The 15540-nt window shown below is 77.1% G+C and carries 3 protein-coding genes (1 of these 3 running past the window's edge); all 3 read left to right on the plus strand.

Annotation, left to right across the window (positions count from 1 at the left end):
- Tightly spaced (each overlapping or abutting the next), the 3 genes in view from ACFYMO_RS13705 to ACFYMO_RS13715 form a layout consistent with a single transcriptional unit that may run on beyond the window.
- Nucleotides 1-1317, plus strand: a complete 1317-nt coding sequence (locus ACFYMO_RS13705) for a nitric oxide synthase oxygenase (RefSeq protein WP_388546311.1) — start codon at nt 1-3, stop codon at nt 1315-1317.
- The gene (locus ACFYMO_RS13710) at nt 1314-8813 is read left to right on the plus strand and encodes an SDR family NAD(P)-dependent oxidoreductase (protein ID WP_388546314.1); all 7500 of its coding nucleotides are present in this window, start codon (nt 1314-1316) and stop codon (nt 8811-8813) included. Before ACFYMO_RS13705 ends, ACFYMO_RS13710 begins: the two co-directional genes overlap by 4 nt.
- On the plus strand, nt 8803-15540 hold the 5' portion of the coding sequence (locus ACFYMO_RS13715; RefSeq protein WP_388546317.1) for an SDR family NAD(P)-dependent oxidoreductase. The gene runs 8427 nt beyond the window's last position; only the first 6738 of its 15165 coding nucleotides appear in the window; the start codon lies at nt 8803-8805; its stop codon lies off the right edge, out of view. The genes ACFYMO_RS13710 and ACFYMO_RS13715 overlap by 11 nt, the downstream gene beginning before the upstream one ends.

Raw genomic sequence — 15540 nt, forward strand, 5'->3', positions numbered from 1 at the left:
TTGCTCAGTGAAAGTCTCTTTCGGCGTGCCGTCGAACGCTCCACCGGCGCCGCTCCGTCCGCGGCGGAGGCGCCGGCCGCCTCGCCCGGCCGGGACACGGCCCGGCTGCTGGACGAAGCGGAGCGGTTCGTCGGCCTCTTCCACAGCGAGGGCGAGGGGCAGGGCGGTTCGGCCGCCCGGCGGCTGGCCGACATCCGCGCCGAGGTGGACGCCACCGGCACATACACCCACACCCAGGCGGAACTCGCCTTCGGGGCGCGGGTGGCCTGGCGCAACAGCAACCGCTGCATCGGCAGGCTGTACTGGCGCAGCCTGCGGGTGCGCGACCGGCGCGCCACCCGGGACGCGGCGGACATCGCGGCCGAGTCGGTCAAGCATCTGACGGAGGCGGGCGGCGGCGGCCGGATCCGGCCCACCATCACCGTGTTCGCCCCGGACGGGCCCGAAGCGCCCGGACCGCGCTTCCACAACGAGCAGCTCATCCGGTACGCCGGATACCGGCAGCCGGACGGCACGGTCCTCGGCGACCCGATGAACACCGGCCTGACCGAACTGGCGCTGCGGCACGGCTGGCCCGGCGGCCCCGGCACCCGGTTCGACGTGCTGCCGCTGGTCATCGAGACCCCGCAGGACGGGGTCGAGGTGTTCGAACTCCCCCCGGAGGCGGTGCTGGAGGTCGAGCTGTCCCACCCGCGGTACCCCTGGTTCGCCGGGCTGGGGCTGCGCTGGCACGCGGTGCCCGTGATCTCCGCCATGGACCTGGAGATCGGCGGCATCCGCTACCCGGCGGCGCCGTTCAACGGCTGGTACATGGGCACCGAGATCGGCGCACGCAACTTCGGGGACACCGACCGCTACGACATGCTGCCCGTCGTCGCGGCGAAGATGGCGCTGGACACCAGTTCCGACACCTCGCTGTGGCGGGACCGGGCGATGGTCGAGCTGAACGTCGCCGTCCTGCACTCCTTCGCCCGGGCCGGCGTCAAGATCACCGACCACCACACCGAGGCCAAGCGCTTCCTCACCCACGTCGAGCGCGAGGAGGAGGCGGGCCGCAGCTGCCCGGCGGACTGGTCGTGGATCGTGCCGCCGCTCTCCGGCTCGGCCACCCTCGTCTTCCACCGCTACTACGACGAGGGCGATCTGCGCCCCAACTACCTGCACCGGACCTGCCCCGTCACCCAGGAGCAGGCCCCGGCCCCCGGCGGCCGCGCCGACGGTCCGCAGCCGCCCCCCGGCCCGCGCCCGGGGCCGGCCCCGGGCGCCGACCGGGGGGCGGCGGACGGTCCGCCGCACCCAGGAGGGATCACCGGATGACGCGGGAGAACGCACCCGTCGACCGGATCGCGGTCGTCGGGGTGGGGTGCCGTGTGCCCGGAGCCGCCGGCCCGGCACAGTTCTGGGACAACCTGGCGGCCGGAACCGACAGCGTGGCCCGTCCGTCGGCGCGCCGCCGCACCGCGCCGGTCCCGGCCGGGCCCGGGCTGCCGGACGAGGGCGGCTTCCTGGACACCGTCGACGAGTTCGACGCGGACTTCTTCGGGATCCCCGACCGCGAGGCGGCGGCCATGGACCCGCAGCAGCGCCTGGCGCTGGAGCTGGCCTGGGAGGCGATGGAGGACGCCGGGGTCGTGCCCGGCGCACTGCGCCACCGGCCGGTCGGCGTGTTCGTCGGCTCGCTGTCCGACGACTACGCGCTGCTGGCCTCCCGGCACGGCTCGGCGGGGCTGTCCCACCACGCCATGACCGGACTGCAGCGCGGCGTGATCGCCAACCGGATCTCGCACCACCTGGGGGTGCGCGGCCCCAGCCTGCTGGTGGACACCGGGCAGTCCTCCTCGCTGGTCTCGGTCCAGTTGGCGTGCGCGAGTCTGCGCGCCGGGGAGTGCGAACTGGCACTGGCCGGCGGGGTGAACCTGGCCCTGGCGCCGGACACCCAACTGGCGGCCGCCCGGTTGGGCGTGCTCTCCCCGCGGGGCCGCTGCCGGGTCTTCGACCGGGACGCCGACGGGTTCGTCCGCGGCGAGGGCGGCGCACTCGTCGTGCTCAAGCCGCTCGCCGCCGCGCTCGCCGACGGCGACCGGGTGTACTGCGTGATCCGCGCCGCCGCGGTCAACCACGACGGCGCGGGCCGGGAGATGGCCGCGCCCGACCCGCGGGCCCAGGGAGAACTCATCAGGGCCGCGCACCGGGCCGCCGGGACGGACCCCGCGGACGTGCAGTACGTGGAACTGCACGGCACCGGGACACCGGCCGGCGACGCGGCCGAGGCGGACGCGCTCGGCGCGGTCTTCGCCGACCGCCCCGGCGGTCCCCTGGCCGTGGGCTCGGTGAAGACGAACATCGGCCACCTGGAGGGCGCCGCCGGGATCGCGGGGCTGGTCAAGACGGCCCTGGCGCTCCACCACCGAGAACTGCCCGCCAGCCTGCACTTCACCGCGCCCGCCGACCGGCTCCCGCTGGATGCGCACGGCCTGCGGGTGCAGACGGCGACCTCTCAGTGGCCCCGTCCCGAAGCGCCGCTGGTGGCGGGCGTCAGCGCGTTCGGCATGGGCGGCACCAACTGCCATGTCGTCCTCGCCGCGCACGCCGGGGACGCCCCGCCCGTCCCCGGCGGCGACGACGGCGACGCCGCGGAGTCGCTGCCCTTCCCGCTGTCCGCGCGGACGCCCGCGGCCCTTGCCGCCGCGGCCCGCGCACTGCGCGCCCACCTGACCGCCCGCCCCGGGCTGCGCCGGGTGGACGTGGCCGGCACACTCGCCACAGCCCGCACCGCGCACCCCTGCCGCGCGGTCGTCCTCGCCCACGACCGAGCGGCCCTGCTGGCCGGACTGGACGAACTGGCCGGTGCCGCCGACCCGGTCGGTGCCGCCGTCGGCGACGGCGCTCCCGCCGCCCCGCCCGTCCAGGAGTGCGCCGACCGCTTCCTGGCCGGTGAACAGGCCGACTGGCGTGCAGTGTTCGAGCAGTACGCACCGGTCCGGGTGCCGCTGCCGGGCTATCCGTTCCAGCGCCGCCGCCACTGGCCCGCCGGGCTGGGCGCAACCGTGCCCGGAGCCGAGGACGCCACGGCGGCGCGGCCCGCGCCGACGCGGGCCGCCGGAGCCGCGTCCGGCGCCCAGGACCCGCCGCTGGCCGCGGTACTGGAGCTGGCAGCCGGAGTGCTGGGCGCGGCGGTCGCGCCCGACATCCCCTTCCGGGACCAGGGCTTCGACTCGATGATGGGCCTGGAGTTGCGCGATCTCGTCGAGGAGCGGATCGGCGCCGACCTGTCAGTCGCCCTGCTCTACGACCACCCCACCCCCGCCGCGCTGGCGGAGCATCTCGCCGGCCCCCCGGACCAGGATCCGGCCGCGGCCGCCCCGGCGACGACGGGACCGACGAGCGGACCGGTGACGGGACCGACGAGCGGACCGGCGGCAGCGGCGGCCGACCCGGCCGCGCCCGAGGAGGTTGCCGACCCGGTGGTGGTCGTCGGCATGGGCTGCCGCTTCCCCGGCGGAGTGGAGAACCCGGAGGACCTGTGGCGGCTGCTGGCCGACCGCGTCGACGCGATCACCCCGCCGCCCGCCGAACGCGGCTGGCAGCGGATGGACGTCAGCGGCCTGCGTCCCGGCGGATTCCTCACCGGCATCGACCGGTTCGACGCGGAGTTCTTCGGCATCTCCCCCCGGGAGGCGGCCGCGATGGACCCGCAGCAGCGGCTGTTCCTCGAAGTGGCCTGGGAGGCCGTCGAACGCGCGGGCCTCGTCCCCGGTACGCTGCGCGCCACCCGCACCGCGGTCTTCGCGGGCGCCACGGCCCAGGACTACGGCGCCCGGCTGCACGAACAGGCCGACGCGGCGGGCGGCTTCCTCCTCACCGGCGGCACCCCGAGCGTGCTGTCCGGACGGCTCGCCTATGTGCTCGGCCTCTCGGGCCCCGCGCTCACCGTCGACACCGCCTGCTCCTCGTCGCTGGCCGCGGTTCACCTGGCCTGCCGGTCGCTGCGCACCGGGGAGTCCAGTCTCGCCCTCGCCGGCGGGGTCACCGTGATGCCGCTGCCGGGAATGTTCACCGAGTTCGCCCGCCAGGGCGGGCTGTCGGCGGACGGCCGCTGCCGGGCGTTCGGCGCCGCGGCCGACGGCACCGGCTGGGCCGAGGGCGCGGGAGCCGTGCTGCTGGAGAGGCTCTCCGACGCGCGCCGCAACGGTCACCCGGTACTGGCGGTGGTGCGCGGTACGGCGCTGAACTCCGACGGTGCCAGCAACGGGCTCACCGCCCCCAGCGGACTGGCCCAGCGGCAGGTGATCGCCGACGCGCTCGCCGACGCGGGAGTGCTCCCGCACGAGGTGGACGCCGTCGAGGCGCACGGCACCGGTACCGCGCTCGGCGACCCCGTCGAGGCATCCGCGCTGCTGGCCGCCTACGGGACCGGCCGGCCCGCCGGCCGGCCGCTGCTGCTCGGCTCGGTCAAGTCCAACATCGGGCACACCCAGGCCGCCGCCGGACTGGCCGGGCTGATCAAGATGGTGCTGGCGCTCCGGTACGGCGAACTCCCCGCCACCCTGCACGCCGAGGACCCCTCGCCGCACATCGACTGGACGTCCGGCGGCCTGGAACTGCTCACCCGGGCCGTGCCCTGGCCGTCCGCCGACCGGCCCCGGCGGGCCGGGATCTCGTCCTTCGGCATCAGCGGCACCAACGCGCACATCGTCCTGGAGCAGCCGCCCCGCGCCGAGCCGTCCCCGCCCGACCCGCAGCAGCCCGGCCCCGGCCACCCCGTGGCGTTCGCGCTCTCCGGCCGCACCGAGCAGGCGCTGCGCGACCAGGCCGCCCGGCTGCACACCGAACTGGCCGCCCGCACCGACTGGCGGCCGGCCGATGTCGCCCACTCGCTGCTGACCACCCGCACCCGGTTCCGGCAGCGCGCCGCGGTCACCGGCACCGGCCGGGACGCGCTGCTGCGCGGCCTGACCGCCGTCGCCGAGGGCACCGCCGACCCCTCCGTCGTGCTGGGCAGCGCCACCGAGGAGCACCGTCCCGTCCTCGTCTTCGGCGGCCAGGGCGCGCAGTGGGCCGGCATGGGCCGCGAACTGCTCGACACGAAGCCGCCCTTCGCCGCCTCCATCGCCCGCTGCGAGCAGGCCCTGGCCCCCCATGTGGACTGGAGCCTGACCGGAGTGCTGCGCGGCGAACCGGGGCAGCCCGGACTGGACCGGGTCGACGTGGTGCAGCCCGTGCTGTTCGCCACCATGGTCGCGCTCGCCGAACTGTGGCGCGCGCACGGCGTGGAACCGGCCGCCGTGGTCGGCAACAGCCAGGGCGAGATCGCCGCCGCGTGCACCGCCGGGGCGCTGAGCCTGGAGGACGCCGCGCTGATCGTCGCCCGCCGCTCGCAGGCCCTGGTGGCACTGGCCGGGCGGGGCGCCATGGCCTCCGTAGCGCTGCCGACCGACCGGGTGCGCGCGCTGCTGTCGCCCTGGGGGGAGCGGGTGTCGGTCGCCGTGCGCAACGGTCCCGGCGCCACCACCGTCTCCGGGGAGCCCGAAGCGGTCGCCGAGGTCGTGGAGCGCTGCGTCGCCGACGGCCACCGCGCCAAGCTCGTCGCGGTCGACTATGCCTCGCACTCCGCGCAGGTGGCCGAGTTGGAGGAGCGGCTGCGCACCGACCTGGCCGACATCCGCCCGGCCACCCCCCGGATTCCGCTGATGTCCACCGTGGACGCCGCCTTCGTGCGGGACGCCGGCCTCGACTCCGGCTACTGGTACCGCAATCTGCGCGAGACGGTCCGCTTCGACGAGGCCGTCGGCGCCCTCCTCGACGCCGGGCACCGCGCCTTCGTCGAGGTCAGCCCGCACCCGGTGGCGCTCTCCGGAATCGCCGAGTGCGCCGACGAAGCAGCCGCGGATGTCGCCCTCGTGGAGACGTTGACCCGTGACGAGGGCGGGCCGGAGCGGTTCCTGCGGTCACTGGCCAAGGCGGACGCGCACGGCCTTCCGGTGGACTGGTCCGAGACCGTGCGGGGCACCGCGGTCCCGCTGCCGACCTACCCCTTCCAGCGGGAGTCCCACTGGCTCCCGGTCCCGGCGGGCGCCGGCGACCTGTCGGCCGCCGGACTGGAGCCCGCGGCGCACCCCCTGCTGGGAGCCGCCGTGGAACTCGCCGACAGCGGCACCCTCGTGCTGACCGGGACCCTCTCGGTCGAGGATGCGCCCTGGCTGGCCGACCACGCGGTGCTCGACACCGTGGTGCTGCCCGGTACGGCCTGCCTGGAACTGGTACTGTGCGCCGCCCGCCGCTCCGGCTGCCCCACGGTCACCGAACTGGTCCTGGACCAGCCGGTCGTGCTGCCCGCCGAAGGCGCGCTGACCACCCAGCTGGTGGTGGCCGAGCCCGACGCGGAGGGCCGCCGCCCGGTCACCCTGCACACCCGCGCCGACGCCGCGGGCGCGCAGTGGATCCGGCACGCCACCGCGGTCGCCGCACCGGACACCGCGGACACCCCGGACGCGGCGGCCCCGCCCGCCGCGTGGCCGCCGCCGGAGGCCACCCCGGTACCGGTGGCCGGGCACTACCCGCGGCTCCGAACCCTCGGGCTGGACTACGGACCGGTCTTCCGCGGCCTGCGCTCGGCCTGGTCCCGAGACGGGGACCTGTGGCTGGAGGTCGCCCTGCCCGAGACCCCGCAGGGCGCGCCGCACGGGTTCGCCGTGCACCCGGCGCTGCTGGACGCGGCGCTGCACGGGATCTGGCTGCGCGACGGCGACGAGGGGACCTGCCGGCTGCCCTTCTCCTGGAGCGGGGTGCGACTGTCCACGACCGCCGCCACCACCCTGCGGGTGCGGCTCGCAGCCGCGGACCAGGACGGCGCGGTGGCGCTGTCCGCCTGGGACGAGGACGGGGCCCCGGTGCTCACCGTCGAGGCCCTCGCGCTGCGCCCGGTCTCCCCGGAACTGCTCACCGCGGACGCCGGACTGTACTCCCCGGGCTGGACGCGGGCCGCCGAGCCGGACACCGCCCCCGCCACCGGCGCGGGGGAGGAGGCCCCCGTCGTCCTCGGGGCGGAACTGCCCGCCGCGGCGCCTGCCGTCGCCGTCCTGACCTGCCCGGCCGGGGAGGACCCCGCGGCCGCGGCCGCCCGCGTGCTGGAGCGGGTGCGCGCCTGGACGGGCGACGAACGGTTCGCGGCGTCCCGGCTCGCCGTGCTGACCACCGGCGGCGACGGCGAGCTGTCCGATCCCGGCCACGCCGCCGTGTGGGGACTGATGCGGTCGGCCCAGACCGAACACCCGGGCCGCTTCGTGCTGCTGGACACCCCCCAAGCAGCGCCCGATCCGGCACGGGTCACCGCCGCGCTGGCCACCGGTGAGGCCCAGCTGCGCGACCGCGACGGCCGGTTCGAGACCCCGGTGCTGCGCCGCAGCACGGCGTCGCAGCAGTCGTCCCCGGCCCCGACGCTCGGCGGCACCGCGCTGATCACCGGCGGGACCGGCGGGCTCGGCGCGCTCGTCGCCCGCGAACTCGTCACCGCGCACGGCGTGCACCGGCTCCTGCTGCTCAGCAGGCGCGGCCCGGACGCACCCGGCGCGACCGGACTCGTCGCCGAACTGGCCGCGCTGGGCGCCGACGCCGAGGCGGTGGCCTGCGACGCCGCGGACCGCGACGCGCTGGCCCGGGTGCTGGCAGCCGTCCCGGACGGCTGCCCGCTCACCACGGTGGTGCACGCCGCGGGCGTGCTGGAGGACGGTCTGGTGTCCGCCATGGACACCGACGCACTGCACCGCGTGATGCGGCCCAAGGCGGCGGCAGCGCAGGCCCTGCACGAGCTGACCGCGCAGCTCCCCTCGGTCACCGCGTTCGTGCTGTTCTCCTCGGTCGCGGGCCTGCTGGGCACCGCCGGGCAGGCCAACTACGCGGCGGCCAACGGCGCGCTCGACGCGCTGGCCAGGACCCGGCACGCCGCCGGGCTGCCCGCGACGTCGATCGCCTGGGGGCTGTGGTCCCGGCGCAGCGGCATGACCGGTCAATTGGACGACACCGCCGTGCGCCGGCTGGCGGCCGCGGGCATCGGAGAGCTGGAGACCGACGCCGGACTGCGGCTGTTCGGCGCCGCGCTGCGGGGTTCCGCACCGCTGGTGGTGGCCGCCCGGCTGCACGGCTCGGGCACCTCCGGCCTGCTGCGCGGCATCGCGCCCGCGCGGCCCCGCCCGGCCGCGCGCCAGGAACCGGTCCGCTCGGTCACCGAGGAGCTGGCCGGACTGCCCGCGGCGCAGCGGCGCTCCCGGATGGTGGCGCTCGTCGGCACGCACACCGCTGCGGCGCTCGGGCACAGCGCCTCGCACACCGTCGACGCCGACACCTCGTTCAAGGCGCTCGGCTGCGACTCCCTGATCGCCGTCGAGGTGCGCAACCGGCTCGCCGCGGCGACCGGGCTGCGGCTGCCCGCCACCGTCGTCTTCAGCCACCCCACGCCCGCCCAGCTCGCCGACTGGCTGCTCGACCAGTTGGCGCCACCCGCGGACGACGCACAGCCCGCACGCCCCGCGGAGGACACCCCGCCGGCCCCGGACGCACCGGCCGCCGCACCGGAGGGCACCGCCGGGCCCGGCCCGGCGTCCGCGCCCGGCGGCCCCGCTCCGACCGGCGCGGCCGCGCCGCCGCGCACCGGCGCCGAGGAGATCGCGCACATCCTGACCGACGCCGACGTCGGCGAGCTCTTCGCACTGATCGACGCCGACCCCGACCCCGGGCCCGGCGAACCCGCTGCCCTCGACGACTCCGGCGCCCTCGACGGCGCGGTCTCCCCCGGAAGGAGCCCCGATGGCCGATGAGCAGGAACTCGTCGCCTACCTGCGCCGGGCGACGGCCAAGCTCCAGCAGACCAGGCAGCGGCTGCACGCGGTCACCGAGGCGGCGCACGAGCCCGTCGCGATCGTCTCCATGGGCTGCCGCTACCCCGGCGGGGTGCGCGGTCCCGAGGACCTGTGGCGGCTGGTGGCCGAGGAGAGCGACGCCGTCGGCCCGCTGCCCGACGACCGCGGCTGGGACCTGGACGCGCTGGTCGACCCGGAGCCCGGAACACCCGGCCGGACCTACGCGTCGGCGGGCGGCTTCCTCGACGACCCCTACCTGTTCGACCCGGTGTTCTTCGGCATCAGCCCGCGCGAGGCGGCGGCCATGGACCCGCAGCAGCGGCTGCTGCTGGAAGTCTCCTGGGAGGTCCTGGAACGTGCGGCCGTGGACCCGGACTCGCTGCGCTCCAGCGCCACGGCCGTGTTCGTCGGCGCCATGGGCGGCGAGTACGGGCCGCGGCTGAGCGACGCGGACGGCGACGCCGCCGGATACCTGCTCACCGGCACCTCGCTCAGCATCGCCTCCGGACGGCTGGCGTTCCGCTACGGGCTGCACGGCCAGGCCGTCACCGTGGACACGGCCTGCTCCTCGTCGCTGGTCGCGGTGCACCAGGCGGTACGCGCGCTGCGGCTGGGCGAGTGCGACCTGGCCCTGGCCGGTGGCGCCACGGTGCTGACCTCACCGGGCGTGTTCGTCGAATTCGCCCAGCAGCGGGGCCTGTCCCGGGACGGGCGGTGCAAGTCCTACGCGGCGGCGGCCGACGGCACCGGCTGGGCGGAGGGCGCCGGTCTGCTGCTGCTGGAGCGGCTCTCCGACGCCCGGCAAAACGGCCATCCGGTGCTGGCCGTGGTGCGCGGCGGCGCCGTCAACTCCGACGGCGCCAGCAACGGGCTCACCGCACCGAGCGGACCCGCGCAGCAGCGTCTGATCGCCGACGCGCTCGCCGACGCGCGGCTGGGCCCCGGCGACGTCGAACTGGTCGAGGGGCACGGCACCGGCACCACCCTCGGCGACCCGATCGAAGTGGAGGCGCTGCGCGCCGGATACGCGGACCGCCCCACCGACCGGCCGCTGTGGCTGGGCTCCCTGAAGTCCAACATAGGCCACGCCCAGGCGGCGGCCGGCGTCGGCGGCGTGATCAAGACGGTGATGGCGCTGCGGCACGGAGTGCTGCCGCGCACCCTGCACGTCGACCGGCCCACGCCGGAGGTGGAGTGGGCGGACGGCCCGGTGCGGCTGCTGACCGAGGCGCGGCCGTGGCCGGAGACCGGGGGACCCCGCCGGGCCGCTGTCTCGGCTTTCGGCATCAGCGGCACCAACGCCCATCTGATCCTGGAGCAGGCCGACGAGCAACAGGACGGGCCCGAGGAGGGGCACCCCGACGCGCCGGCGCGGGCGGCCGGGCCGGTGCCGGTCGTGCTGTCCGCCGCGACCCCCTCCGCGCTGCGGCGTACGGCCGCGGACCTCGCCGCGCACCTGCGCAGCCACCCGGAGACCGGCCTGGCCGACACGGCCCGCACCCTGGCCTGCGGCCGGGCCGCGCACCGCAACCGGCGCGCCGTCCTGGCCGCGGACCGCGAGGACCTGCTGCGGCAACTGTCCGCACCGCAGGAGCCGGGCACCGCGGCACCGGTGGTGTTCGCCTTCGACGCCCGCGTCCCGGAGCCGGAGGCGCGGCTGGCCGCGCTGCTGGCGTCCGAGCCCGCCGCCGAGGCGTTCGCCGCCGAATGCGGCGCCGACGCGCCCGCCGCCTTCACCCTGCTGCACACCCTGGCCCGGCTGCGGCTGAGCTGGGGCCTGCTGCCGGAGGCCGGCTACGCGTGCCCCGTCTCGGCCGGCCTCGCCCACGCCGCCGCCGGCGGGTGCGACCTGGCGACGGCGCGCCGGGTGTGGGACGAGCCCGCCGCCGCCGACGGGCTCACCGGTGCGTCCTTCCCCGTCCGTCCGCTGGCCGAACTGCCGCCGGACGCGGTCGCGCTGGCCGACGAGCCGCCGGTGGAGTCGCTGTGCCGTGCCTGGGAGGCCGGGGCCGCCCCGGACTGGACGGCCGTCTTCGCCCAGCGGCCGGGACGCGGCGTCGTCCTGCCGACATACCCGTTCGAGACCGCGCCCTACCGGCTCGACGCCGGCGGCGCCGCCGGGCCGGCACGCCGCGGGGACGCCGGGGAGCCGGGCACGGTCGCCGCGCAGACCCGCGAGATCGCCGTCACCGGTACCGAGCCGTTCCTCGCCGACCATGTGGTCCGGGGGGTGCCGACCCTGTCGGCCGCCGCGGGCAGCCTGCTGGGCCTCGCCGCCCTCCGCGCGCTCGACCCCGGCGTCACCGGACTGCACCGGGTCCGGTTCGACCATCCGTTGGAGGTGCCGGGGCCGCGGACGCTGACGGTGACCGCGCGGGCGGCCGACGGCGGCCGGTTCGCGCTCGGCGCCGACGGCGTCACCTGCAGCGCGGGCAGCGCGCTCACCGGGCCCGCCCCCGCACCGGGGGAACCCGCACGCGCCGACGGCGGGACCGTCCTCGACCACGACCGCTGCTACGCGCTGCTGGGCGCGGGCGGGCTGGAGTACGGTCCCGGACTGCGCGGCCTGCGCACGGTCACCGTCGGGGACGGCACCGCCGTCGCCGGCCTCGCGCCCCCCGCGGGCGCCTCCCGGTTCGACCGCGAGGCGGCCGTGCTGGACCTGGCGATCCAGGCCGCGGCCGTGTCCGTCCTGCACACCGCCGAGCCGGGCACCCTGCTGCTGCCCGTCGCCGTGGACACCCTCGTGATCGAGGCCCCCGTCGCCGCCGCCCGCACCGTGGCCCTGCGCACCACGGAGGACGAGGGACTGGCCCGGGCCGACATCCAAGTGCTGGACCGGCACGGGTCGGCCGTGGCCCGGCTGGGAGGCGTCGCGCTCCGCACCGCACCGAGCCGCGGCGCCGCCCTGGTCGCCCGGCACTGGGAGACCGCTCCGGCGGTGCCGGAGCCCGGACAACTGACCGGCACCTGCCTGCTGTTCGCCGGGTCCGCGGCCGCCGGGGACGCCGCAGCCCTGCGGACGCTGGGCACCCAGGTGGTCACGGTCACCGAAGGCGCCGCCTTCCGGCGGGTGGACCGGCTGCGCTACGAGATCGCACCCGGCCGCGCCGAGCACTGCACCCGGCTGCTGGCCGCCCTCGCCGAGGACGGCCTCACCCCCGACCGGATCCTGCACACCTGGGCGCGGGGCGCGGACCCGGACACCGCCCGGGACGGCGACCTGGACCGCGGCGTCCGCTCGCTGCTGCACCTGTGCCGCGCCCTGCTCGCCACCGCGCCACCCGGACCGATCCGGATCGTGGTGGCGCACGACGGCGCCCCGTCCGCGCTCGGCCTGGACGGACTCGCCCGCACCGCCGCCGCCGAGGACCCCCGGCTGCGGATCAGCCTGGTCGAGGGGCCGGACGCGGTGCTGCCCGCTGAGTTCGCCGCGAGCGACCCGGTGGTGCGCCACCGGGACGGAGTGCGGCAGGTGCGCCGCCACCGGCAGGCCGCGGCGGACGGCACCCCGTGGGCGCCGCGGGACGGTGGGGTGTACCTGATCACCGGCGGCGCGGGCGGTGTCGGACTGCGCATCGCCGCAAGCCTCGCCGAACGGGCCCGCGTCCACCTGGTGCTGACGGGCCGCTCGGCCGAGCCGCGCGCGGAGGCCGGCGCGGCGCTCGACGCGCTGGCGGACAGCGCCCTGTCGGTGACCTACCGGGCCGTCGATGTCACCGACCGGGCCCGGGTGGCGGAACTGGTCGCGCAGGTGCGGGCGGAGCACGGCGGGATCACCGGAGTGGTGCACGCCGCCGGGGTGCTGCGCGACGCACTGCTGGCCGACACCACCGACGCCGATCTCGACGCCGTGCTGGCCCCCAAGGTGCGCGGCGCCGAGGCCCTGCACGCGGCGACGCTGGACGAGCCGCTGGAGTTCTTCGCGCTGTTCACCTCGGTCGCCGGCGTCGTCGGCAACCCCGGCCAGGCCGGCTACGCCTACGCCAACGCGGTGCTGGACGCGCTGGCCGAGCGGCGTGCCGCGACCGGTGCACCCGGCCGCACGGTGGCGCTGGCCTGGCCGCGCTGGCGGGACGCCGGGATGCGGCAGGCGGAGCGGTCCGCCGCGCGGCTGCGGGCGCGCTACGGCCTCGGCGACCTGTCCGGCCGGGAGGCGGCGGCGGCGTTCGCCGCCGCGCTCGACGGTGCTCCCGGCGCGCTGCTGGTGGTACCGGGCGATCCGGCGGCCACCCGCACCGCGCTGGACGCCGTCCGGGTCGAGCCGTCGCCCGCGAGCGGGCAGCACGCACCGGGCGGCGACCCCGCCGGGCTCGCGGACCCGGCGCATCCCGCGGACCCGGCCGGCACGTCCGCCGAGGGGGCCGACGGCGCCGGACGGCACGAAACGGACCGGGACCCGGCGGAAGCGGCCCGGGTGCTGCTGCGCGCCCTGGTCGCCGAGCAGACCAGGCTGGCACCCGACCAGGTCGAGGACACCGTGCCGCTGGAGCGCTACGGGCTGGACTCGCTGATGGTCACCCAGCTCTCCGCCGAACTGGAGATCAGGCTGGCCACCGGGTTCGACAAGACGCTCTTCTACGCGCACCCCACCCTCGCCGAACTCGCCGACCACCTGGCCGTCGCGTACCCGGACGCGCTCACCCGCCTGCGGCCGGAGCCGTCCGAGCACTCCGCCGCCGTCCCCGAACCGCCCGCAGCCGCCGGGCCGATGGAGCCGCTCGCGCCGTCCGAGTCGTCCGCGCCGGGCGGCGGGCACCGGTCCCCGGCGACGACCGCACCGCGCTCCGCGCAGGCCGGGGCCTTCCCCGTCGCGGTCATCGGACTCAGCGGACGCTATCCGGGCGCCGCGGACCTGGACGCCTTCTGGGCCAACCTGGTGGCGGGCCGCGACGCCGTCACCGAGATCCCCGCCCGACGCTGGGACCCGGACCGGGACTTCCACCCCGAGCGGGGCACCCCCGGGGCCAGCTACTCGCGGTGGGGTGCCTTCCTCGACGGCGCCGACCTGTTCGACCCGCTGTTCTTCGACATCTCCCCGCGCGAGGCCGCGCTGATGGATCCGCAGGAGCGGCTGTTCCTGCAGACCGCCTGGCACGCGGTGGAGGAGGCCGGGTACCGGGCGGCCGACCTGGCCCGACGCCCGGTCGGGGTGTTCGCCGGAGTGATGCACGGCCATTACCAGCTCTACGGCGTCGACGCGATGCGCGCGGGCAAGCCCGTGCCGGGCTCCTCGCACGCGGGCGTCGCCAACCGGGTCTCGTACACGCTCGACCTGCGCGGCCCCAGCGTCGGGGTCGACACGATGTGCTCCTCGTCGCTGACCGCGCTCCACCTGGCCTGCGCGTCGCTGCGCTCGGGGGAGTCGGAGCTCGCGCTGGCCGGCGGGGTCAACCTCTCGCCGCACCCGTACAAGTACGTCTTCCTCAGCCAGGGCAGGTTCCTGTCCACCGACGGCAGATGCCGCGCCTTCGGGGCGGGCGGCGACGGCTACGTGCCCGGCGAGGGCGTCGGAGCCGTCCTGCTCAAGCCGCTGGACCGGGCGCTCGCCGACGGGGACCACATCCACGGGGTGATCACCGGGCACGCGGCGGCACACGGCGGCCGCACCAACGGCTACACCGTGCCCAGCCCGGAGGCCCAGCACCGGGTCGTGGCCGCGGCGCTGGAGTCCGCGGGCGTCGACCCCGCCGCCGTCTCCTACGTGGAGGCCCACGGCACCGGTACCGGGCTCGGCGACCCGATCGAGGTCTCCGGCCTGGCCAAGGCGTACGCGGGCGCGGAGAGCATCGCCCTCGGGTCGGTCAAGTCGGGTGTCGGTCACCTGGAGTCCGCCGCCGGGATCGCCGGTCTGACCAAGGTGCTGCTCCAGATGCGGCACCGCAGGCTGGTGCCCTCGCTGCACGCCGATCCCCCCAACCCGGACATCGACCTCTCGCGCACCCCGTTCGCCGTCCAGCGCGCGGCAGCCGAGTGGCCGGCTGCGCAGGACGGGCCGCGCCGGGCCGGGCTCAGCAGCTTCGGCGCGGGCGGCGTCAACTGCCATCTCGTCGTCGAGGAGGCGGACCCGGTACCCGCGGCCGCGGAGCCGGCCGGACGGCAGCGCCGGGAGCCCCTGCTGTTCGTGCTCTCGGCCCGCGAGGAGGACCGGCTGCGCGCCTACGCCGCCCGGCTGGCGGCGTTTCTGCGCACCTCCCGCACCGAACTGGCGGACATCGCCCACACCCTGCGGGCCGGCCGGGAGCCGATGGAGCACCGGCTCGCCGTCGTGACCGGCAGCGGCGCCGAACTGGTCGCCGCACTGGAGGCGTTCGCCGCGAGCCGGGACGGTGCGGACGGGCTGCTGACCGGCCGCGCTCCGCGTACCGGGGCCCCGCGCACGGGTGCCGCCCCGGCCGCCGCAGCCGGACCGGACCCGGGAACCGGACCGGACTCCGCCGCCGAACTGTCCGCGCAGGCCCGCGCCTGGGTCGGCGGGGCCGAACTGCCCGTACGGCGCCCCGGCGGACGCCGGGTGTCGCTGCCGCTGTACCCGTTCGCCGAGGAGCGCTACTGGGTCGACCTGCCGCAGCACGCCGACGCACCGACCGCAGCGCACGGCACCGAGCATGTCGTGCGTACCGACGACCCGCTGCTGCGCGACCACCTCATCCGCGGAGTACGGCTGCTGCCCGGCAGCGCCTGT

Source organism: Streptomyces sp. NPDC007025, from assembly GCF_042869455.1.
Classification (GTDB): domain Bacteria; phylum Actinomycetota; class Actinomycetes; order Streptomycetales; family Streptomycetaceae; genus Streptomyces.

Bases quoted from the DNA above. Each gene is read 5' to 3' on its own strand.
- ACFYMO_RS13710 (WP_388546314.1), top strand. From the start codon at position 1,314: ATGACGCGGGAGAACGCACCCGTCGACCGGATCGCGGTCGTCGGGGTG.